Genomic DNA, 22,304 nt, shown 5'->3' with positions numbered 1-22,304 from the left:
CACTTCGTATGAGTTTGAGCAATAACGCGTTAATCAGCGATTGGCTTGCATAAGTTCGATAAAGTGATCAAACAAAGGCGCCGCATCATGCGGGCCAGGACTGGCCTCAGGATGCCCCTGAAAGCTGAAAGCAGGTTTATCGGTTCGATGAATACCCTGCAAACTGCCATCAAATAAAGAAACATGAGTCGCTTTTATTGTCTCGGGTAAAGTTTTTTCGTCAATTGCAAAGCCATGATTTTGAGAAGTAATCATAACCACATCACGCTCGATATCTTTGACAGGATGGTTCGCACCGTGATGTCCGAATTTCATTTTTATCGATTTTGCACCACTAGCCAATCCCAACAATTGATGGCCAAGGCAAATTCCGAATATCGGAATATTTTTATCCAGAAAAGTTTTGATCGCATCAATGGCATAGGTACATGGTTCAGGGTCACCTGGACCATTCGATAAGAAAATTCCATCGGGATTCATTTTCAAAACATCTTCAGCAGGTGTTTGTGCTGGAACAACAGTAAGTTCGCAGCCACGCTCAACAAGCATTCTCAAGATATTATTTTTTGCACCAAAGTCGTAAGCGACGACTTTAAATTTCGACTCAGGAGCTTCTTGATAGCCACTATCAATTTTCCAAGTAGAACTTTTCCATTGGCTACTGTCCTTACAGGTCACTTCTTTGGCTAAATCCATACCTTTCAAACCGGGAAACTCTTTCGCTGCTTTTAAAGCTTTTTCTTCGTCAATATCTCCGGCCATAATGGCACCAGCAAGCGCACCCTTCTCACGCAAAATACGAGTTAATTTTCGCGTATCAATATCAGATATACCCAAGATATTGTTTTGTTTTAAATAGTCAGAGAGAGAGAGAGTATTGCGCCAATTGCTCGCAACTAATGGTAAGTCTCTAATAATCAGGCCAGTTGCCCAAATAGCTTTGGACTCAACGTCTTCTTCGTTGGTTCCAGTATTCCCAATGTGTGGATACGTCAGCGTAACCATTTGTTGAGCATATGAGGGATCGGTAAGAATTTCTTGGTAACCAGTCATCGACGTGTTAAAGACGACTTCTCCGACAGACAGACCGGTTGCTCCGATTGCCTTACCTTTGAAAAGGGTTCCATCTTCTAGAATTAAAATGGCGGGTTGACTCAAAAGGGACCTCCAGTAATGCTCCAGATACACAAAAAGCGGAATTCAACAACCTGGATTCCGCTTTTTTCAATTCGACTCGTACTGAAATTGTCCGCTTAGGACAAAATCGGTGTATTCTAAGCGATCGCTACCGAGCTTGTCCATTTAAGCCAATTAAGAATGTTGTAAATTATTGATTTTAAAGAAAAGAAAAAGGCGACTTTCGTCGCCCTGTATCCTTCAATCTTCATCCTGAAGTCTGCGTCCTTGACGTTCCATGTTTAACCCTTCCTGGGTATTAGTCCTTGTAACGAATCCTTTCTTCACTCCGTGATAAAGTATATCCGATTTCCCTTCACATCCTTTTGTCCTTGTTTCCTAAATCCCTTCCTATCCAATTTCCTTTCAGATAGCCTTCATCCATGCTAGCCCGTCCTGAGCTTGTCCTTGATTGCAATCCGTTGCCTGCCTGATGAGTTAAATATTAAATCTTTCAGTTTTTTGAACAAGGTGCTTTAAGCTGTTCAATAAACAAACAAACCAAGAGTTCAAAAATATTCCCATATATATCAACAAGTTAAATATTCCTGACACAATAACTCAAGAATTTCATAGGTATTAATTTGGTAAAGTCGCAATGAGGCTTGAGATATGGCTTACAGAACCAGGGGGCAATAACGATAGAACATAGAATGGTAAACAGTTATCCATTTACCATTTTGGTAAAAAATAATAGAGCTCCGAAGGTGATGACGCTTGGAAAGAACTTCAAAAAAGATTATTTAATATCCAACACATCCAACATGTCATAAACGCCTGGAGGTTGTTCAACAAGCCAACAAGCTGCCTTAACAGCTCCAATAGCAAATGTTTGGCGACTTTGGGCTTTATGAGTGATTTCGATTTCTTCTCCAGCCATGGCAAAGAGAGCAGTATGCTCTCCAACAATATTTCCTGCACGAATCGCTGAAAATCCAATCGACCCTGGTTTTCTAACAGCATCTTTTCCGCAACGATCAAACGCAGCAATTTCACTAAGCCCTTTTCCCAATGCTTGAGCAATTACTTCGCCCATTCTCAACGCTGTTCCTGAAGGAGAATCTTTCTTATAGCGGTGGTGCGACTCTATTATTTCAATATCTGATTCATTTCCAATCGCTTTCGTCACCAACTCAAGAATTTTTAAACTGAGAGTTACTCCGACACTTGTATTAGGCGCCATCAAAACCGGAATTTTTTCTCCCAAAGACTCTATTTCTTGTTTCTGCTTATAGCTAAATCCTGTTGTGCCAATAACAATAGGAATGCTCAATTCTGCACTTTGTTTTGCCGTCATTACAGAATGCTCTGGCATACTAAAATCAATTAAAACATCAACATCACTTTTAATTGAAGATAAATCATCCACTAATGGTATTTTAGAGGTCAATTCGGGAAACTGTTGATTAACTAAGCTACCTACCCAACTGTGTCCTTGTCGTAACACAGCTCCACCCAAATGCACGTCGCGACTTTTATCAACAGCTAACATGATTTCTTGGCCCATACGACCAGTACAGGCATTTACAGCAATTTTTGTCATAACATTAACCTAACAGAGACTCTTATAATTATTGTAGCAAAGTCAATCGCGTTACTTTATAACGAAATAATAGCAACGTTTATTAAGCACTAAATACTATCAGTCTGGTTCATTCTTGTCTTACTGCTTAACTTAGATTTGTATCAAAGCTCTTTTGCTAAGTTTCTATTTTCTGATAACAGAAATAAGTTTCCAAAGGAAATTAACACAATATTATTTTTTCAATGCACTCAAGGAATAAACTAAAGGGAGCTTTCCTTCCAATCCTTCAATTTGAAATCCATGTTCTGAAGGAACGCTTTTTCCTAGGCAGTCATATGGAGAATAATCATATTCATCAAAAGAATCCAATATCAGTCCCGCTTTTTGAATCGCATTAAACACTTCAGAAAGACTGTGATTCCAACCATATTCTTTTAAAGGTTGCTCCAATTGACTTCCGTCGGTATAGCTATTAGTGACCGTTTCAATAATGGGCTCTTTATTAAAATAACTGTAAACAACTTTGGATAAATTATTATCAAACATCCAAACAACAGGATGAAACTCAACGAAAACTAATTGACCGCCTGGCTTTAGAAGATAACTCGCCATTTCAAACCAGCGCTCAATATCGGGGTGCCAACCTATCACTCCATAGGAAGCGAAAACCACATCAAATTTTTGTTCTACTTTTTTATCTAAAGTTAAAATATCAGAAACAACAAACTCAGCATCTAAATTAAGCCGCTGATTCAATTCACGAGCCTTATCAATCGCAGCATCTGATATATCAACTCCAGTTACCTTTGCCCCCATTCTCGCAAGCGATAGAGAGTCTTGCCCAAAATGACACTGCAAATGCGCTACTTTTTTACCATTCACATTACCTAGCAACCCAAGTTCAATGGAGTTCAACGAATTTCGACCAGCTAAAAAGCTTTCGTTATCATAAAATTCAGAGTTTACATGAGCATCAACTCGCTGGTTCCATAGCTCCGTATTAGCTTTAAGGTAATTCACTATTCTTATCCTTTCTTATTATATTGATATTTAGAATAAAAAAATCTTGCACCTCATATTAAACCAATTGTAAAAAATGTGCATAAAAAAAGGCGCCTAAAGCGCCCTTTTTAAATCAATTTATGGTTACTTGGTCATTCCTTCCCAAAAGTTTTTTACGCCATCAAACCAACTTTTCGACTTTGGGTTGTGTCGTTGATTACCACTCTTTAACGAATCTTCAAATTGCCGCAATAAATCTTTTTGTTCTTTACTAAGATTCACAGGAGTTTCCACAACCACACGACAATACAAGTCACCTGGAGTCGATCCACGCATTGGCATTACACCTTTTCCACGTAATCTAAAGAGTTTACCCGACTGTGATTCCGCTGGAACTTTTAAATTCACTCGGCTATCTAACGTTGGAACTTCCAACTCGCCACCCAAACATGCGGTGATGAAACTGATAGGTACTTCACAGTACAAGTCATTTCCTTCTCGTGTAAATATTGAATGTTCTTTAACATGAACCTGAACATAAAGGTCACCAGGTTGTGTTCCAGGACCTCCTGCTTCACCTTCTCCAGACAATCGAATGCGATCGCCTGTATCAACACCTGCAGGAATTTTTACGGATAATGTTTTTTCTTTACGGGTCCGACCTTGGCCGTTACAGGTGCCACAAGGATCTTTAATCATTGAGCCCTGGCCGTGACATTTCGGACAAGTTTGCTGAACAGAAAAGAATCCTTGCTGCATTCGAACTTGGCCAGCACCACCACACATATCACAGTTTGTTGGTGATGTACCTTTTTTCGCGCCACTACCGTCACAAGTTTCACAAGTGACATAAGTCGGAACATGAATTTTCGCCTGGGTTCCATGAACCGCTTCTTCTAACGACAACTCTAAGTTGTAACGTAAGTCAGCGCCTCGACGTTGCCGATGGCCACCACCGCCACCCGCACGACCGCCAAAGATGTCACCAAATACATCTCCAAAAATGTCGCTAAAACTAGCTCCGCCTGCACCACCGCCAAATCCGCCTTGCGATGGATCAACACCAGCATGACCGAATTGATCATATGCCTGTCGTTTTTCGGCATTGGATAAAACTTCAAAAGCTTCTTTTGCTTCTTTAAATTTATCTTCGGCATCTTTTGAGTCTGGGTTGCGATCAGGATGATATTTCATCGCCAAGCGACGATAGGCTTTTTTAATATCCTGCTCACTTGCCGATTTATCAATACCAAGTATTTCGTAATAATCGCGCTTCGACATACTGCTTTAGTCCAATTTAAGTTTAAGCATTAATAGAATTCAGAGACGAAGGCGCGGACTGAATAGCCCGCGCAACATCGATACCTCTTTATAAACCTCAGAAGAAATTACTTTTTCTTGTCATCAACTTCTTCAAATTCAGCATCAACAACGTCATCACCAGCATTTTGCTGCTCGCCGCCTTCAGCTTGCCCTTCAGCAGCTTGTGCTTGCTGTTGCGCAGCTGCATACATGCGCTCTGCCATTTTTGCAGAAGCTTGCGAAAGAGCTTCTGTTTTCGCTTCAATCGCTGCTTTGTCGTCACCCTTGATAACTTCTTCAAGATCTTTAATGGCTGCTTCGATAGCTTCTTTTTCGCCATCTTCCATTTGAACATTTTCATCGTTCATACTCTTACGAGTCGCATGGATTAAGCCGTCAGCTTTGTTACGAACATCAATAAGCTCTTGGAACTTCTTATCTTCGTCAGCATGAGCTTCTGCATCTTTAACCATTTTTTCAACTTCATCATCCGATAAGCCAGAAGAAGCTTTGATTACGATGGATTGCTCTTTACCTGTTGCTTTGTCTTTGGCAGAGACATTCAAAATACCGTTCGCATCGATATCGAATGAAACTTCAACTTGTGGTACTCCACGAGGTGCTGGCGGAATATCTTGCAAATCAAACTTACCTAAAGATTTGTTTTGCGACGCTTGCTTACGCTCACCTTGCAACACGTGTACCGTTACTGCGGTTTGATTATCTTCCGCTGTTGAGAAAGTTTGCGAAGCCTTCGTTGGAATCGTTGTATTTTTCTCAATCAAGGTCGTCATAACACCGCCCATCGTCTCTATACCTAGAGATAGTGGAGTTACGTCTAATAATAATACGTCTTTTACATCACCAGATAATACAGCGCCTTGAATCGCCGCGCCCATGGCAACAGCTTCGTCTGGATTAACGTCTTTACGTGCATCTTTACCGAAGAACTCACTCACTGTTGACTGAACTTTCGGCATACGAGTTTGACCACCCACCAAAATAACATCGTCAATATCAGAAACATTTAAGCCAGCATCTTTCAATGCCATTTTAACAGGCTCTAAAGTGCGCTCAACTAACTCATCAACAAGCGATTCTAATTTTGCACGAGTTAATTTTAGATTTAAGTGCTTAGGCCCTGTTGCATCAGCAGTTATGTAAGGAAGATTTACATCTGTTTGCTGACTAGAAGATAATTCTATCTTCGCTTTTTCAGCAGCTTCTTTTAATCGTTGCAACGCTAATGCATCACTGTGTAAATCGATACCCGACTCTTTCTTAAACTCTTCAGCTAAGTACTCAATAACTTTAAGGTCGAAATCTTCACCACCTAAGAAAGTGTCACCGTTTGTTGAAAGAACTTCAAACGTGTGCTCGCCTTCAACTTCAGCAATTTCAATGATTGAAATATCAAAAGTACCGCCACCCAAATCATAAACAGCAATGGTGCGGTCGCCTTTAGCTTTATCCATACCATAAGCTAATGCAGCAGCTGTTGGCTCATTAATGATACGCTTTACATCTAAGCCGGCAATTCGACCAGCATCTTTTGTAGCTTGACGCTGCGAATCATTAAAGTACGCAGGAACTGTAATGACAGCTTCAGTTACTTTTTCACCTAGAAAATCTTCAGCTGTCTTTTTCATCTTTTTAAGGACTTCAGCAGAAATTTGTGGTGCCGCTTTTTTGTCGCCTTTTACTTCAACCCAGGCATCACCATTATCCGCTTTAACGATTTTATATGGCACCATCTTAATGTCTTTTTGTACGACATCATCTTCGAATCGACGACCAATTAATCGCTTAACCGCAAACAAAGTATTTTCAGGATTTGTTACCGCTTGTCGTTTGGCCGATTGACCAACTAAGGTTTCCCCGTCATCTGTAAAAGCAACAATTGAAGGCGTAGTTCGTGCGCCCTCTGCATTTTCGATGACACGAGGATCTTTACCGTCTAAAACTGCGACACAGGAGTTGGTAGTTCCTAAGTCGATTCCAATAATTTTACCCATGTTACTTCTCCAATCTCTAAATCTAAAAAACTTAAATCTAACTTTGGTTTTCAATCGACTTATCGCTCAATCGCTTTCGACTCAAAACCACACAATTCATCTTGATACTTTATCTTGGGGCTTTTTTGATCAATTCAAGGGAAATCAGCGAACTTTTGTTAACAATTTCCAACTCAAAAAAGCAAGCAAAAAACTTATGCCTTAGTATCAACCGTCGGTGCTTTACCTTTATTTACAACCACACGAGCGGGGCGCACTAAGCGACCATTCAGTGCATATCCTTTTTGGAACACAGCAATAACAGTATTCGGCTCAACTTCAGGATTTTCTTGCATCGACATAGCTTCATGCAATTCAGGATTGAAAGGCTCACCTTGCGGATTTAGTTGCTCTACATTTTTCTTCGCGAGGACATCAACAAACATTTTGAGCGTTAACTCCATACCTTCTTTAAGCGCTTTTGCTTCATCGCTTTCAGCTGGTTGAGCTAAGCCTTGTTCCAAACTGTCTAATATTGGAAGTAAGCTTTCAACAAAACCTTCTAAGGCATATTTGTGCGCATTTTGTACATCTCGCTCAGCGCGACGACGAATATTGTCTGCCTCCGCTTTTGCACGAAGCGCATTTTCCATGTGCTCTGACGCAGTGGCTTCTGCCTGTTGAAGTTTTGCCATTAAAGACTCTAAAGACTCATTCGCCTGAGCTTCATTGCCTTGCTCTTCAGTTGCTGCAACTTGTTCTGCTGCTGTTTCTGCAGTTGAGCTCTCCGAATTCAAGTTTTCAGAATTCATTTCAGTTTCATTGTGCGTTTGCTCTGACATTGAAATACCCCATTTTTAGCTCGCGTCAGATTGATTCAGATAATCGAATGCCTTGATTTTCGCAAGGATAATCAAGAGATGGAGGGTATATGGGGACTACTCTGGCTGATTCAAGGCCGATGAAAGTAATTTTGCGGTAATATCAACAACGGGAATAACTTTGTCATAGTACATTCGGGTAGGCCCAACAACAGCAAGAACTCCAACCGCGCGCCCCTCAAATTGATAAGGAGCGGTGACCACACTGCAGCTATTAAGACCGTCGGTTGCACATTCTTCACCAATAAAAATCTGCATACCTTGCGCTTCTAGGGCTTTATCCAGCAGGGCAAGTACATCCTGTTTCTGCTGAAAGGCGTTAAATATAGCCTTGAGATTATCTAGCCCTTCTTCGCCCTCCGCTAACTCGAGCAAATTTCGATCGCCTGCCAGATGGTAATCGTCATTCACTTGGTCAGTGGCTAATCCCTGCTCAGCCAATTCAATAGCGTGTTGCATATGTGAATCCAGAGCCTGCTTTTCTTCTCGCATTTTTTCGAGTAACGTTTTACGCGCAACAGCTAATTCTTGACCAACCAGATATTGATTGACGATATTAGTGGCCTGAACTAATTCAGATGGGGTAAAGGCTCGCTCAGAATAAATAACCCGATTTTGTACTTCATGATCATCCAACACCAGCACCACTAAAATGCGCTTTTCCGTTAATGGCATAAATTCCATATGTTTTATGCGTGTCACACGACGACTCGGCATTTTAACCAAACCAACCATTGACGTAATTTCCGACAATAACTGAGATGTACTGGTCAATAGTTCCTCGGTAGTTTTGTGAGCATCAAATGCTCCCGTTAATTGCTGCTTAATACCTGAGTCTAAATCTTTTATAGTCAGCAAATTATCAACAAAAAGGCGAACACCTAAGTTGGTTGGAATCCGACCTGCTGACGTATGCGGAGAGGCAACCAAGCCTTGTTGTTCTAACTCACCCATGATATTTCGAATCGTTGCTGAACTGACCGATAAGTCAGATATCTCAGCCAGCTTTCCTGAGCCAACAGGTTGACCGTGCTTTAAGTAGTTTTCTACCAGCACTTTCATTAGCTTGTGGGCCCTGGGGCTTAAGTTTGAGCTCATGAATATCAGTTAAGAGGTTATATTATAAATTCTATTAATTATGTTTATTGTTATATTGGTCATCAACAAGCGTCAAGTGCCTATATATTAATTCTTGAATTATTCACAAGGTAGCGGTTAGAGTAATCGCCAAGCCACTCATCACACCCGGCCAACCTAATTCGGGAACACTATGAAAAATAATAACCTGATGTTTAAAAATATTGGTATTGTCGGCAAGCCTAGAAACCCGCAAGCCGCCGAAACGATCCAAACTTTGCATGATCATTTGATTACTGAGGATTGTGAAATTTGGGTTCAAGACTCACTCTCGGGCGATCTTAACTCAGACAAAGCACATTTTATCGCTCCCGATAAGCTGGGACAGTCAGTCGATTTAATTATTGTCGTTGGCGGCGACGGAAGCATGCTAAATGCAGGCCGAACCCAAATTCAGCATCAAGTCCCCATGGTTGGCATCAATCGAGGCCACCTCGGCTTTCTCACAGATGTTCGTCCCACCGAAGTGGTTGAACGCATCAGTGAGATTCTAAGAGGACAGTACCGCGCCGAAGACCGCTACATCCTAAATGCAGAAGTTATTCGCGACCAAACGATTATTGGCCACTCAACCGCAGTTAACGAAGTCGTTATTCACCCTGGTGAAATAGCCAAAATGCTAGAGTTTGAACTGTTTATTGATGATCACTTTGTTTATAGCCAACGTTCCGATGGCCTTATCATTTCAACGCCTACCGGTTCAACGGCCTATGCGCTTTCTGGTGGAGGACCAATCATTTCTCCCCAGGTCGATGCGCTGGTTTTAGTCCCAATGTTTCCACACACCTTATCAAGCCGACCGATTGTTATTGACGCGAATAGCGTTGTCGAATTGGCTCTAGCTCAAGATAGCCGCCACTCTCCGATGGTTAGCTGTGACGGGCAAGAAAACATCGGACTAACTCCTGGTGACCGAATAAGAATTAAAAAACATCCTCAACCTATGCGAATCTTGCATCCAGATAGCCACGACTATTACGAAGTATTGCGTAGAAAACTGGGTTGGGGGCACAAACTTTAAAAACAAATGTCGAAACGAACAATAAATTAGCAATTTGAGCAAGATATCACTTGATAACTACTCAAATAATTAGTACAAATCACCTATCCGGCGTTGCCGGTTTAATAACCGCAGGAAAGGTGATTTGCGACTATGCTGGCATCCATTCAAATTAAGAACTTTGCCTTAATCGAACAACTCGAACTCGATTTTCAAACCGGATTAACAGTTATAACCGGAGAAACGGGAGCTGGAAAATCAATTGTAATTGATGCTCTCGGACTTGCTCTAGGAGAACGTGCCGAATCATCAATGATTCGATTCGGTCAAGAAAAGGCCGATATCTCGGCCTGTTTTCATGTTTTGCCAAATTCACTCACAGCCAAGTGGCTCGAGGAAAATGAGCTGGATGAAGGGGCTGACTGTATCCTTCGTCGCGTCATAGCCAAAGAAGGCCGTTCGAAATGCTTTATCAACGGCCGGTCAGCGACACTCTCAATGCTTAAAGCTTTAGGCGATACTTTAGTCGATATCCATGGCCAACATGCGCATCAATCGTTACTTAAACCGCATCAACAACTGGCTCTCCTTGATGAGTTAATTGACGACGAAAGCGTATTATCTCAAATTAAGCAAATTGCCACGGACTACAAAAGAGCAGCACGCCAACTGGCCACTCTTAAAAAAGACACGGCACAACGTGAAGAACGAGCCGAACTCTTGTCTTATCAATTACAAGAATTGGAAGCATTCAACCTCAGCAAGGAGGCGATAGAAGAACTAGAGCAAGAACACGCTCGCGCCTCCAATATTCAAGAGTTGACTCAAACCACGCAAATGGCGCTTAACGATTTGTTCGACCAAGAGCCTAATGTATATGGCCAACTTCAACACCTACAACAACAATTTAACGATTTGGCAGCAAAAGATCCGGCTCTACAAAGCATTAGCGATCTAATGGCAACCACCACCAGTAGCCTGGAAGAAGTAAAAGCGGAACTAAGACATTACGAAGGCTCTTTGGAAGTTGATCCTGAGCAATTTAACGAACTCAATGATCGCCTGACGGCGCTGTTTGATCTAGCTCGCAAACATAAAGTAGAAATGCATGAACTGCCTGAAGTTCAACAAGCTATAAAGACAGAACTGGAAGCACTGCAAAGTGACTCAGCTGAAACAACCGAGCTCGAAAAAACATTGCGTCAACTTGCGGAGGATTACCAAAACAAAGCGCAAAAGCTAACCAAATTGAGAGCTAAAACAGCCAAACAACTCAATAAAGATGTGACCAAACACATGCAAACGCTCGGTATGGAAGGCGGTCAATTTGAAGCCTGTTTTCAGGAAAACAAAGAATCCTTTTCAAAATTCGGTGCCGAACTGGTCGAGTTTCAAGTTACCGCCAACCCTGGACAGCCACTTCAATCATTAGCTAAAGTCGCATCAGGCGGCGAATTGTCACGAATTAGCTTAGCCATTCAAATGATTACCGCTAAAAAGCGTGTCACGCCTTGCTTAATATTCGATGAAGTTGATGTTGGTATTGGTGGGCAAACAGCTGATATCGTAGGCCGTATGCTCAAAAACATTGCCGAACACGCACAAGTATTGTGCGTTACGCATCAACCGCAAGTGGCAGCCAAAGGTCACCAACATCTACAAGCTAATAAAACACGACTCAAAGATGCAACAGAAACTGAGATGAATTGCTTAACAGAAGATATGAGAGTTGAAGAAATCGCCAGAATGGTAGGCGGCCAATCAATCACCGAGTCAACGTTAAGTCATGCAAAAGAATTACTAGCCAGCTAAATACTGGCTAGTAGAAAAGAAGTGTTTACTTGTCTTTTGGCTCAACATAGAGCACAAGTGAGTGATCGACCAAATCATAACCATGAGATTCGGCAACTTCTTTTTGAAGGCGTTCAATAGTTTCACTGTGAAACTCAATCACTTTTCCTGTTTTCATACAAACCATATGATCGTGATGCTCACCACGTTCAATTTCAAATACAGAGTGCCCACCCTCAAAGTTATGACGAACGACTAGGCCAGCTTGTTCAAACTGAGTCAAAACACGATACACTGTCGCAAGACCCACTTCTTCTTCTGCTTCCATGAGTGCTTTGTATACATCTTCCGCGCTCATATGAGGATCTTCGCTATTTTCAAGGATTTGTAAGATTTTGACTCGAGGTAAGGTGACTTTTAACCCCGCCTTTTTCAACTGTTGGTTGTCCAAAGATCACTCCTGTTTGCTATCTAATGGTATGTGTTTTGGGTCAATTACGGATATAATACCCAGTTTGGCGGTCGAACCCAAAACGAAATTAATTAAAAGAGATCAAAATGCGTATATCTGCTGTAATTTTAATCGCAACGCTTCTTCTGACGGGAATGAGTGGCTGCTCTATCTATAAAATGAACATTCGCCAAGGCAATATCATTGAGCAAGAAGATGTATCTCAACTGAAAAAAGGTATGACAAAAGCTCAAGTTCAGTTTTTATTGGGTAAGCCTTTGGTCAATGACTCTTTTGACGATAACACTTGGTACTATTTAAACCGCTTTAAAAATGGTCAAACGGGAAAGATCACCCAGCAAAAACTCACTATAAATTTTTCGGATGGGAAATTGATTAAAGTGAGCGGTGACTTTGATGTCCCAGAAGGAATCAAATCATAGCAGATTGAGCATTTCCGTTCGGTGCCATTACTCGTCGCCGACGGAGAAGCTTTTTTCTTTATCACCAGGCAAGGTTATAAGCGGAAGCTCAAGCTTAAATGCTTACTGTGAGTCATCCTTTTTGCCCGTATCTGGGTTGTTCATTTCTTGGAATTGCGTCAACAATTGCTGTTTGACCTCACTAGGCATACGCCTACCGCGCACCCAATATCGAACTGATGCATCAGTTAGCTTCATCTGTTTAACATAGCGGCGACATTGCTCACAGATAGCCAGATGCAATTTCAGTCGCGCGCGCTTGAGCATAGGCAGGTCTTCATCCAGCTGATAACTGCATTGTTCACTAACTTGCTTACAACTGGGTAAACCTAACATTTGCCCTCTCTCTCAAATCTATCAATTACTTGAAGTACCTTATCTCGTGCACGATGCAAGAGAACTCTGACATTAGACGAAGTAACTTCAAGAATGTTACAAATTTCATCCAACTCATAAGATTCTGTCTCACGAAGCATAAGTGCAGCTTTTTGCTTCTCAGGCAATAGATCAATGTGTTTCTGTATGCAATTTTTTAATTCATCTGCTTGCATCAGCTGATCGGGTGAATCTGCGTGCCAGCTTGAAGTTGTCGTTTGCCAATGCCCAACCGAGTCAAATCGAGGATCTGTCGACCAGGAATCTTCGATCTGCTCAAGAGATACATTGCGCGATTCTTTACGACGACGAGTTTTCGCCTCATTCGCTAAAATTCTCATGACCCAACTTTTTAGACTGGAACGGCCTTCAAATTTAGGTAAAGACTTTAAAACAGAGATCCAAGTTTCCTGTATGACTTCATCTGCAATCGCATCACTCGTGATGGAAGATGCAACATAATACATCGAGCCATACCACGCATCCATGACTTGCTGGAAAGCAGATGAGTCTTGATTGAGCAGTTGTTTAATCAATTGATCATCGGCGGGTAATTTATCAGACACATTGATTCCTACAAAGTGGGTGATATTCTTATTTCTTTAGCCCATTGATTTTAGGCCAATTTTAACGCGAATAACAATAATGAGTGACAACGCTGGCAGATTCAGTGAAACATTTCTCGACTTGCTGCATCTTTTAAAACAACAATATTGATTAAAAGGTAAAAACAGTGCAAAAAATAATCGAACTATATAAGACGGCATTAAATGGTCTCTCTCACGCTTCTGGACTTGGCCCATTATTTCTACGAGTTTTCCTGGTGTTTCCATTTTACATGGCAGGTAGTACAAAATTAGGTGGCATCGAAGGTACGGCAGCCTGGTTCGAACATTCTCTCGAGTTGCCCTTTCCTCTAGCAATGGCCTACCTTGCAGCGATTACCGAGTATTTAGGCGCAATACTACTGGCAATAGGACTGGCGACTCGATTTATCGCAATTCCTCTAATCATAACTATGTTAGTTGCCGCTTTAACAGCGCATTGGGATAATGGCTGGTATGCCATAGCCCAGTCTTCAGATCCTGAAGTAAGTAAACGACTTAATGCAGCACGCTCCATTCTTCAAGAGCATGGAAATTACGACTGGCTCACCGCAAAAGGTAGTTTTGTTATTTTAAATAACGGCATTGAATTCGCAGTCACCTATTTAGTGATGCTCATATCGCTCTTCTTTACAGGCGGTGGAAAATACTTCAGTGTCGATTACTGGATTGGTCGAAAATTCTTAAATAGATAAAACAAGATAATAATTCACTGACGCTCATATACTAAGGCGTGAAATGCGCCTTTTTAGATAACCCTTTAAAAATAAAGAGTTTTACTCAACTAAAATCTTCATTTTCAGGCTGCTTCCTTCGCTCTTGATAAGCACGCCTAACACGATAAATCACAGCACCAAGAAAAATAAGTAACATACCTATCAATCCAGTATTAAAGCCAAATTCGAGATATAAAAATTCGGGCCCTACTAAAAATACGACTCCAATAAGAATAATAAGACCTAAAAAATACTTCATTCGTAACCCTTAATCGCAAATATTAAGAGTGCGAGCCAACCAACAATAAATGCAACTCCGCCTATCGGGGTAATGGCACCTAACCATTTCATTCTTGTTAATGCAAGACAATACAAACTACCAGAAAAAATAACGATTCCGATTACCCAGCTAATACCAGCGACCTTAAGCGAACTTGACGTTACATAGTTTTTCATCAAAATGGCTAATATCATTAGAGCCAAAGCATGAGTTGTTTGATATTGAACAGCTGTTTCCCATATTCCTTTGGCGTAATCATCCAAACGAGACTTTAACCCGTGTGCTGCAAAAGCACCCAATATCACAGACAAAGCACCAAATACTGCTGCAAGAGCAAGATAAAGCTTATACATCCTATTCTCTCGTTATTTCATCTGTAGCAATACTAACATTAACTTTTTAATTTAAGGAGGGAATCGTTTAGAATGACAATGATCTTAGTTACTATTTATGGCTAATACATCCCTTAGTTTTACAGGAAACTGCCAAAACATTAAAACTTCTGGAAAAATAATGACATCCTTAGACAAAGTTCGATTTATATTTAGTGTTACAACCGGTAGAAGTGGCTCAAACTTCATTACCGAGGCTTTGTCTTGTTTACAAAATGTGGTGAGCGTTCATGAACCCAAACCACGTTATGATCGAGTAATGCGGATTGTTCAACACTACCCTAATGTAGCCAGCCAATTTTTAATAGAAAAAAAATTACCAGCAATTGAACGTCAGGTGAAAGCAGGTGATATTTATTTTGAGAGCAGCCATTTAATTTCAAAAGGATTTTTAGAGCCTTGGCTTTCCATAGATAATTTACCCACACCCGATCTCATTTGTTTAGATCGTCCGTTGCGAGAAATAAGTTTAAGTTTCAATCAACTCAATAGTATTCCCGGTAGGACTTTGAATGGACTCACCTATCTATTGTCTCCGCAAGACCCTAACACACTTACAACTCTAAAAGATTTGTCTCAATACAATGATTATCAGCTGTGTTATTGGTATTGCCTGGAAACAGAGGCACGCAAAGATAAATATCAAAAACTTATTGAATCAAAAGGTGGCAAAGTCGCTCGCGTGTCAGTGAATACAATTAAACAACTCGATGCATTTAATAGTTTCCGGGAAAGTCTCAATTTACCCGGCTTCAGCCTTTTAGGCCAAAGGAAATTTTTAAAATTAGCCAATCAGAGAGTTAATGCTAAATCTGAAAAAAAATCCGCCTTAGCTTATGATGAAAATCAGTTAATGGATTGGGAGAAGCAAGTGGAAGAAAATTTAACTCTTCGTAATCCGTCGAAATAGGTGCCCATGAAAATATCAGTCATATTTACCACTTACAATGCGCCATTATGGCTTGAGAAAGTACTTTGGGGGTACAGTGTTCAAACATATAAAGATTTTGAAATCATTGTCGCTGATGATGGATCTGGACCAGAGACAAAAGAAGTAATTAATAAACTTCAAAATGAAACAGACTTAGATATTAACCATTTATGGCACGAAGATGATGGTTTTCGTAAATGCGAAATATTAAATAAAGCTATACTAGCGGCAAAATACGACTACTTAATATTCTCAGATGGCGACTGCATACCTCGTGCTGACTTCGTTGAAGAACATGCAAAAAATGCGAAACCAGGCGTATTTCTGACAGGTAGTTGCATTCGGCTCCCCATGTCCACGAGTGAAACCATTACCAAAGACGACATATTGTCGAACACTTGTTTCGACTGGGAGTGGCTTACTAAACATGGTTTGCCGACAACTCGAAAAAATATCAAACTAAAAGCAAAAAAGCGTTGGTCTGGTATTCTAAATACGATTACTACAGCAAGAACAAATTTTACCGGAGGAAATGCATCAGCTTGGAAAAAGGATATTCTAGAAATCAATGGATTTGACCAGCGAATGCAATGGGGCGGACTGGATCGAGAAATTGGTGTTCGATTAAAAAATCTGGGAATAAAAGGAAAGCACATTCGTTACAATGCGCATATTATTCACCTAGAACACGCTCGCGGATATAAAGATCCAGAGATGGTCAGAAAAAATAAAGCATTACGCAAACATAACGAAAAAAATAAAGTGATTAAAACTGAGTACGGAATAAATTTATTAAACGAGGAATAAATCATTTACTCCTGCATCCTTCTGATTTTACTGCGTACCCGTGACCAAAAAGAATCTTTTTTGTATCGCCCTTTATGTATATGGCGAATTTGATAAACACCGGGAACTTCAATAGGTGTGCCTTGCGTGCCTACCAACCAGCGGAATGCTCTGTCTTCATAACATTTACACCAGTGATCCGCAGGTGTTTGATATAAAGATAATCCCTCACAATAGCCTATAGCGCGTGCAACATCACCATGAACGATCTGAAAAGCACCTTTGGCTCGGTCTCGAGAATGAAGTGAAAACTGGTCCGATTCAATATCCACCAATTGAGGTTTTCGCCCCGCTTGAAGCATCGGATCGGATGCAGCCAACATCGGCGTCGTACGTTCCTGTCGCGGAAATAACAAAGTATCTGTTCGGCCTTGCAACTGCTCACATAATGTATCAAGGCATCCCTCATGAAAAATGATGTCACAATCCGTGTACCAAACCCAGTCCGCTTCTGTCGATCGAGACGCCCAGTTACGGCCAATTCCACGACGGAACAACTGTTCTTTTGGTAATGGCTGCCAATTCCAATTTACATTCGAAATTCGGTGTTGAGAAAAGAACTGCAATAGTTCTGCAGTATCTTTGTCTGCTTCAGAGTAAAAAACAGTAACGGTTACTCGCGTCGTTTTTGGAGGGTGATTAACAAAAGAACTCAACTGATAGGCCAACATGTTAGAATATTGCCAACAATGACTAACAATTTCTAAATTCAATGGTCCATCCAGTTTCTTGCGATTTTCAACTTTAGGAATCGGGTCTCGAAACCAAGACGCAGGCAACATACCGCTCGCAGCCAAGCGAAAGAAATAACCTAAAAATCCATCATACCAGCGTTGTGGATAAACTTTAGTTTGCTGCATTAGTAAACGATCACTTTAAGACACTATTTTCGGTGTATAATAGCACATAGCCGTTGAACGAGACATAAATCGATAACAATGCCAAACACTTCGCCCAATCAACCTAATTTTTATGCTCCCAAATACTGGCCAACGCATTTCTTTTTCTTTCTAATGAAAGTCGTGGCGCGTCTACCTTATAGCATGCTAATTCGTCTTGGCGAGTGGTTCGGTCTTTTCATGTATAAATGCGTCAAGCAACGCACACGCATTGCAAGAATCAATATTCAACGATGTTTTCCAAACCTGCCAGTGAATGAGCAAGAGGAACTAGTTAGAGAGAACTTAATCTCGACGGGTGTTGGTATGATGGAAACAGCAATGCTTTGGTTTGGTCCAGACAGGCAGTGGGATAAGCATTTGGAAGTCATCGGTATGGAACATCTTGAAGCCGCACAAGCAGAGGGAAAAGGCGGTTTAGTTTTAGCATTTCATTTAACAAACCTCGAAGTCGGTGGCTCGTTACTAGGTACTCAATTTCAACTTGGTGCACTGTACCGTCGCAATGAGAATCCAGTAATCGAACACGCTATGGTTGAAGGACGAAAACGATTTGTTCACCCGATTCCAAGAGAAGCAACAAGAGACATGGTTAAGTGGATAAAAAATAATGGCTTTGTCTGGTATGCAGCTGACCAAGATTACGGCAGAAAACAAAGTATTTTCGTCCCTTTTTTCAATATATCGACAGCAACAATTACGGCGACAACACGTTTCGCAAAACTGACTAAAGCCCCTGTTATACCAATGACTCAACGCAGAATTGGTCGAGATAAAGTTCAAGTAACACTCTATCCGCCTCTAGAAAATATTGGTCAAGATCCTGATCAAGACGCGCGAGCAATAAATGAATTTCTAGAAAAGTATCTCGAGCAATATCCTGAAGATTATTTATGGGTGCATCGCCGCTTTAAAACTCGTCCAAATCTTGACGACCCATCTTTCTATCCTAAGAAAAATAAAAGTCGACCGGTTACCCCTGAGCGATACAAAAACATTCTAGAGGGTGCTGAATGGATAGAAGAAAAAGACGGTGTTCCAGTAAAGTTAAAACAAAAAAATGCGATTGTGTATTTTGTATATCAAAAAAGTTTTCTCGACCGAATTCGTTCAGCAGGTAAGAAGTTTGCTCAAACGCTATCGGACGAATACCTCGATGATCGGCATTTTCAATTTCAAGGTAGAGTTAGAAAATGTGATCACAAAAAATGCGAACTCGTCTATCTCGAAGCCGATCCTATAGAGTAGAAAATTTATCGATAGTTATTACGAATAATCGCGTAATCTTCTACCATTTGAGGAATATTATACTCGTAACCTTGAGTTGGATTTTCCATTGACTTGCTAAAAAAAGCATGTCGGTTACCATCAGGATCGACTAAAAATATTTTAGCCGTATGATCGACCAAGTAATCTTCCTGTTCTTCATTCACTTTATAATAAACCGCACCAAAAGAACGGGCAAAGGTTTCTAATTGCGAATGCTCTGCTGTTGCGCCAACGAAGTCAGGATTAAATGCTTTTGCATAATCAGACAAATTAGTCGGTGTATCTCTATCGGGATCAACTGAAATCAGCACCATTTGAGTATCAAATTGAAACTCTTGAGGTAAATTTTGATAAAAGGAGTTCATTGCTGACATTGTTGTAGGGCAGACATCAGGGCAATAAGTATATCCAAAAAAAACAAAGCTCCACTTTTCACTTAAAAAATCACGAGTTAAAGTAGTATCACCTGATTTAAGTGAAAAATCGGGTACTGGACGAAATTTTGGATAAACCATCGCGTTTTTGGGCTGCTCTTTTTGATTACTAAAATCCAAGGATAATTCATTACCTGACATGGAGAGTATGATTAATCCAATAAGGATAACGGCTAAAGTAATCGACGAATAAACAGTTATTTGTTTTAAATAATTCATAAGTATATCGGAAAGTAGTGATCAACTAACATGACAATAAACAAAAGCATTAAATACACAATAGAAAAACCAAAAGTTTCCATCGCAAGACCAGGACGATCAGCAAACTTCATTCTAAATGCATACACTAAAAAGATAATACCAAGTGCTGTTGAACCCAATAAATATATGAGACCGAACATTTGGATTAAAAAAGGTAATAAAGTCGCTAACAACAACAGTACCGTGTAAAAGATGATATTAATTTTGGTAAACTCGATACCGTGGGTTACTGGCAACATAGGAATATCTGCCTTAGCGTATTCATCTTTACGATGAATAGCCAGCGCCCAGAAATGAGGAGGCGTCCAAACAAATATAATTAACACCAGCAATAGAGCTTCCGCTGGAATTTGTCCATTATCACCAGTTACCGCAACCCATCCTAATAGCGGTGGAATAGCCCCCGAAAGACCACCAACAACAATATTTTGAGGGGTTGCCCGCTTCAGGTACATCGTATAAATGAAAGCATAACCCACGAGACCAAAAAACGTTAAAACTGCCGTTAGCAAGTTTATCCAAACAGCTAAAATGAGCATTGACGAACAAGCTAAAACAGCACCGAAAATCAATGCCGATCTTGGGTCAACCATTCCAGTAGCAACAGGTCGGTTTATTGTTCGACTCATTTTTGCGTCGATTTTGGCATCGACAACATGATTAACAACTGCTGCAGCACCTGAAGCCATACCAATACCGAGAGTCCCTAGTATCAAAATATCGAGAGGTACCATACCAGGAACAGCGAGAAACATTCCGACAACTGCTGTTAGTAAAATTAGCGCGACAACTTTGGGTTTGCATAACTCAAAGTAATCACGCCAACTTGGAGCTACAGCAACTACTTGAGCGTTAGACATTAATTGACTCCATTTTTTTATTTTCGCTCACCCAAATTAACGTTCTCAGTCCAACCAATGAAATCAATAAAAAGGCAGCGACTAGATTATGAGCTACTGCATTGGCTAGAGGTAAATCAAAAGTAACATTGATAACGCCTAAAGTTATTTGTATTGCCAATGTAAGAGTGAGCAATCCAGCAAACTGTTTAACAATTCGAGTTTGCGCTCTTCGAAATAAAATCCAAAGAATAGTGAGAATTAGAGCCGTAATAATCATTGCTCCAATTCGATGGCTCGCATGGATAGCGACTTTAGCTTCATTGCTCATCACACCATACTGATAAGTCTCTGCACCATGTCCCCAAAACTGGAAGCCTTCGGAAAAATTAGTATATTGAGTCCACCCATCAAAACAAATCGGCAAATCTTTACAGGCAAGCGCCGCATAATTAGCACTCGTCCAGCCTCCTAAGGCAATTTGAAAAACAACAGCGATTATTGCGAGTGATATAAGTGACTTTGAACGAATGATACCTGGGGCAACGTTAAGTGATGGTTGATATAGACGAATAGCTAACATAACTAACAAAGAGAAAGTAGCGAATCCTCCTAATAAATGCCCCATAACAACAGAAGGATGAAGCTTTTCAGTAACTGTCCAGGCTCCAAGAGCGGCTTGAAATATAATAAGTACTAAAAGTGCACTCGAGAGTTTTAAACATGCATCTCGTTGGCCACGCTTTTTGAAAGCAAGTACGAATAAACCCAGAACTAATAATCCTAAGGTCCCAGCAAAATACCGATGAACCATTTCTGGCCAAGCTTTGTGTAATTCATAAGGTTGTTCAGGAAAAGCCTGATTTGCTTTGGCAATCGTTTCTGATTTTAGTGGTATGCCAACAAATCCGTAACATCCCGGCCAATCAGGACATCCCAAACCAGCATCGGCTAAACGAGTAAAAGCGCCAAGACCAATAACAACGACAACAAATGAAAGAGCAATTAGGGTTAAACGTTTTTGAGTTTTATTATTCATTTTTTGAGCTCACATCTAAAACACGCATAACTCGACTTATATCAGAGCGAAGGCCTTTACTGTAAATTGGTGCTTCTTCTTTAGAGTTAATCAAATCATATTTTAAAAATATATTGCCTAAAGGATCGACTAGATAAATAGCATTAGCCGGAATAGGAAGACCATTTAAACCTCGACGATCAGCTGGATTTTGAATTGAGTTTAATGCAACTTTACCAGAATCAATTCTTACTCGCATTGTGTCAACATCGAGCCATTCATCGAAAAGCTTTGGACTTTGCTGGTTGAGAACCAATAAAAAATTATTCTTTTTCGTATTTTTACCGAGTCCGAGATGAGTTTGTTGCAATAAAAAATAGTTAGTTTGGCATTGCTCATTGCAGGTATTTTGATCCATGACCAACAACCAATTCCACTTACCCATATACTTGCTGTTTTCCCAGGCACCAAAGCTAGTATCGACAATGTTTAAGTCCTCAATGTGCCAAGGCTTGTCTATGATTTCACCATGACTTTTTCCGCCACCAGTAAACCAATTGTTGAAGTAAGCTAAATAAGCAAATAAAACAGGAGAGATAAATACAACAGCTAATGCAATAAGCGTTGCTCGATTTTTCTTAACGTTAGCCTGTGTATCTTCACCAGGAATTTCTTTGAAATCCATAATACGACTCTTT

General features: G+C 40.6%; 24 protein-coding genes. 7 read left to right on the top strand and 17 right to left on the bottom strand.

Annotation, left to right across the window (positions count from 1 at the left end; genetic code table 11):
- Positions 1-33: 33 nt before the first annotated feature.
- The 7 genes from carA to hrcA form a co-directional block, all read right to left on the bottom strand.
- On the bottom strand, positions 34-1,158 hold the full coding sequence (carA, locus tag FAX86_RS08180; RefSeq protein ID WP_144392840.1) for a glutamine-hydrolyzing carbamoyl-phosphate synthase small subunit: 1,125 nt from the start codon (positions 1,156-1,158) through the stop codon (positions 34-36).
- 757 nt (positions 1,159-1,915) lie between these two features.
- Positions 1,916-2,719 carry a 4-hydroxy-tetrahydrodipicolinate reductase gene (gene dapB / locus FAX86_RS08175; RefSeq protein WP_144392839.1) on the bottom strand — a complete coding sequence of 268 codons (804 nt, stop codon included), beginning with the start codon at positions 2,717-2,719 and terminating at the stop codon, positions 1,916-1,918.
- 213 nt (positions 2,720-2,932) lie between these two features.
- On the bottom strand, positions 2,933-3,721 hold the full coding sequence (locus FAX86_RS08170) for a class I SAM-dependent methyltransferase (RefSeq protein ID WP_205859127.1): 789 nt from the start codon (positions 3,719-3,721) through the stop codon (positions 2,933-2,935).
- A gap of 126 nt (positions 3,722-3,847) precedes the next feature.
- A complete protein-coding gene (gene dnaJ / locus FAX86_RS08165; RefSeq protein ID WP_144392837.1) occupies positions 3,848-4,984 on the bottom strand; it encodes a molecular chaperone DnaJ in 1,137 nt (378 codons plus the stop codon).
- A 107-nt stretch (positions 4,985-5,091) separates the two neighbouring features.
- Complete coding sequence (gene dnaK, locus FAX86_RS08160) at positions 5,092-7,020, bottom strand: molecular chaperone DnaK (RefSeq protein WP_144392836.1); 1,929 nt, start codon at positions 7,018-7,020, stop codon at positions 5,092-5,094.
- A 194-nt stretch (positions 7,021-7,214) separates the two neighbouring features.
- A complete protein-coding gene (gene grpE / locus FAX86_RS08155; RefSeq protein WP_144392835.1) occupies positions 7,215-7,841 on the bottom strand; it encodes a nucleotide exchange factor GrpE in 627 nt (208 codons plus the stop codon).
- 96 nt (positions 7,842-7,937) lie between these two features.
- Positions 7,938-8,978, bottom strand: a complete 1,041-nt coding sequence (hrcA, locus tag FAX86_RS08150; protein ID WP_144392834.1) for a heat-inducible transcriptional repressor HrcA — start codon at positions 8,976-8,978, stop codon at positions 7,938-7,940.
- A 172-nt stretch (positions 8,979-9,150) separates the two neighbouring features.
- On the opposite strand from hrcA, the gene FAX86_RS08145 reads away from it, so the two are divergent.
- Together FAX86_RS08145 and recN are read left to right on the top strand one after the other, a co-directional pair.
- Positions 9,151-10,038, top strand: coding sequence for an NAD(+) kinase (locus FAX86_RS08145; RefSeq protein ID WP_246128521.1), 888 nt, complete (start codon positions 9,151-9,153; stop codon positions 10,036-10,038).
- A 132-nt stretch (positions 10,039-10,170) separates the two neighbouring features.
- Positions 10,171-11,829, top strand: a complete 1,659-nt coding sequence (gene recN / locus FAX86_RS08140; protein WP_144392833.1) for a DNA repair protein RecN — start codon at positions 10,171-10,173, stop codon at positions 11,827-11,829.
- Positions 11,830-11,854: 25 nt separating this feature from the next.
- On the opposite strand, the gene fur is transcribed toward recN, so the two are convergent.
- Positions 11,855-12,259 carry a ferric iron uptake transcriptional regulator gene (fur, locus tag FAX86_RS08135; RefSeq protein ID WP_144392832.1) on the bottom strand — a complete coding sequence of 135 codons (405 nt, stop codon included), beginning with the start codon at positions 12,257-12,259 and terminating at the stop codon, positions 11,855-11,857.
- 107 nt (positions 12,260-12,366) lie between these two features.
- On the opposite strand from fur, the gene FAX86_RS08130 reads away from it, so the two are divergent.
- Positions 12,367-12,702, top strand: a complete 336-nt coding sequence (locus FAX86_RS08130) for an outer membrane protein assembly factor BamE (protein ID WP_144392831.1) — start codon at positions 12,367-12,369, stop codon at positions 12,700-12,702.
- A gap of 102 nt (positions 12,703-12,804) precedes the next feature.
- Here the strand turns inward: FAX86_RS08130 and FAX86_RS08125 are convergent, their stop codons facing one another.
- Complete coding sequence (locus FAX86_RS08125; RefSeq protein ID WP_144392830.1) at positions 12,805-13,077, bottom strand: anti-sigma factor family protein; 273 nt, start codon at positions 13,075-13,077, stop codon at positions 12,805-12,807.
- Positions 13,071-13,682 carry an RNA polymerase sigma factor gene (locus tag FAX86_RS08120; RefSeq protein ID WP_246128520.1) on the bottom strand — a complete coding sequence of 204 codons (612 nt, stop codon included), beginning with the start codon at positions 13,680-13,682 and terminating at the stop codon, positions 13,071-13,073. The genes FAX86_RS08125 and FAX86_RS08120 overlap by 7 nt, the downstream gene beginning before the upstream one ends.
- A 167-nt stretch (positions 13,683-13,849) precedes the next feature.
- Here FAX86_RS08120 and FAX86_RS08115 point away from each other — a divergent pair, with 167 nt between their 5' ends.
- Entirely contained in the window at positions 13,850-14,416 is a 567-nt protein-coding gene (locus tag FAX86_RS08115) for an HvfX family Cu-binding RiPP maturation protein (protein ID WP_246128519.1), read from the top strand.
- An 85-nt stretch (positions 14,417-14,501) separates the two neighbouring features.
- Here the strand turns inward: FAX86_RS08115 and FAX86_RS08110 are convergent, their stop codons facing one another.
- On the bottom strand, positions 14,502-14,696 hold the full coding sequence (locus FAX86_RS08110) for a hypothetical protein (RefSeq protein WP_144392828.1): 195 nt from the start codon (positions 14,694-14,696) through the stop codon (positions 14,502-14,504).
- A complete protein-coding gene (locus FAX86_RS08105) occupies positions 14,693-15,070 on the bottom strand; it encodes a DUF423 domain-containing protein (protein ID WP_144392827.1) in 378 nt (125 codons plus the stop codon). Before FAX86_RS08105 ends, FAX86_RS08110 begins: the two co-directional genes overlap by 4 nt.
- A gap of 160 nt (positions 15,071-15,230) precedes the next feature.
- On the opposite strand from FAX86_RS08105, the gene FAX86_RS08100 reads away from it, so the two are divergent.
- On the top strand, positions 15,231-16,019 hold the full coding sequence (locus FAX86_RS08100; protein ID WP_144392826.1) for a hypothetical protein: 789 nt from the start codon (positions 15,231-15,233) through the stop codon (positions 16,017-16,019).
- A gap of 6 nt (positions 16,020-16,025) precedes the next feature.
- Positions 16,026-16,847: a glycosyltransferase family 2 protein gene (locus tag FAX86_RS08095; RefSeq protein ID WP_144392825.1), complete on the top strand. Its 822-nt coding sequence runs from the start codon at positions 16,026-16,028 to the stop codon at positions 16,845-16,847.
- A 5-nt stretch (positions 16,848-16,852) separates the two neighbouring features.
- Here FAX86_RS08095 and FAX86_RS08090 read toward each other — a convergent pair whose 3' ends face one another.
- Positions 16,853-17,746, bottom strand: a complete 894-nt coding sequence (locus FAX86_RS08090) for a glycosyltransferase family protein (RefSeq protein WP_144392824.1) — start codon at positions 17,744-17,746, stop codon at positions 16,853-16,855.
- A gap of 78 nt (positions 17,747-17,824) precedes the next feature.
- Between FAX86_RS08090 and FAX86_RS08085 the strand changes: the two genes are divergently transcribed.
- Complete coding sequence (locus tag FAX86_RS08085; RefSeq protein ID WP_144392823.1) at positions 17,825-19,033, top strand: lysophospholipid acyltransferase family protein; 1,209 nt, start codon at positions 17,825-17,827, stop codon at positions 19,031-19,033.
- A 5-nt stretch (positions 19,034-19,038) separates the two neighbouring features.
- Here FAX86_RS08085 and FAX86_RS08080 read toward each other — a convergent pair whose 3' ends face one another.
- The 4 genes from FAX86_RS08080 to FAX86_RS08065 are packed head-to-tail and all read right to left on the bottom strand — an operon-like array spanning position 19,039 to position 22,291.
- On the bottom strand, positions 19,039-19,707 hold the full coding sequence (locus tag FAX86_RS08080) for an SCO family protein (protein ID WP_144392822.1): 669 nt from the start codon (positions 19,705-19,707) through the stop codon (positions 19,039-19,041).
- The gene (cyoE, locus tag FAX86_RS08075) at positions 19,704-20,609 is read right to left on the bottom strand and encodes a heme o synthase (protein WP_144392821.1); all 906 of its coding nucleotides are present in this window, start codon (positions 20,607-20,609) and stop codon (positions 19,704-19,706) included. The genes FAX86_RS08080 and cyoE overlap by 4 nt, the downstream gene beginning before the upstream one ends.
- A complete protein-coding gene (locus tag FAX86_RS08070) occupies positions 20,602-21,627 on the bottom strand; it encodes a COX15/CtaA family protein (protein ID WP_144392820.1) in 1,026 nt (341 codons plus the stop codon). The genes cyoE and FAX86_RS08070 overlap by 8 nt, the downstream gene beginning before the upstream one ends.
- On the bottom strand, positions 21,620-22,291 hold the full coding sequence (locus FAX86_RS08065; RefSeq protein WP_144392819.1) for a hypothetical protein: 672 nt from the start codon (positions 22,289-22,291) through the stop codon (positions 21,620-21,622). The genes FAX86_RS08070 and FAX86_RS08065 overlap by 8 nt, the downstream gene beginning before the upstream one ends.
- Positions 22,292-22,304: the final 13 nt, after the last annotated feature.

The sequence above is a fragment of the Pleionea sediminis genome (assembly GCF_007570825.1).
GTDB classification, from domain to species: Bacteria; Pseudomonadota; Gammaproteobacteria; order Enterobacterales; family Kangiellaceae; genus Pleionea; species Pleionea sediminis.
This window is presented reverse-complemented; position numbering and strand designations above follow the sequence as displayed.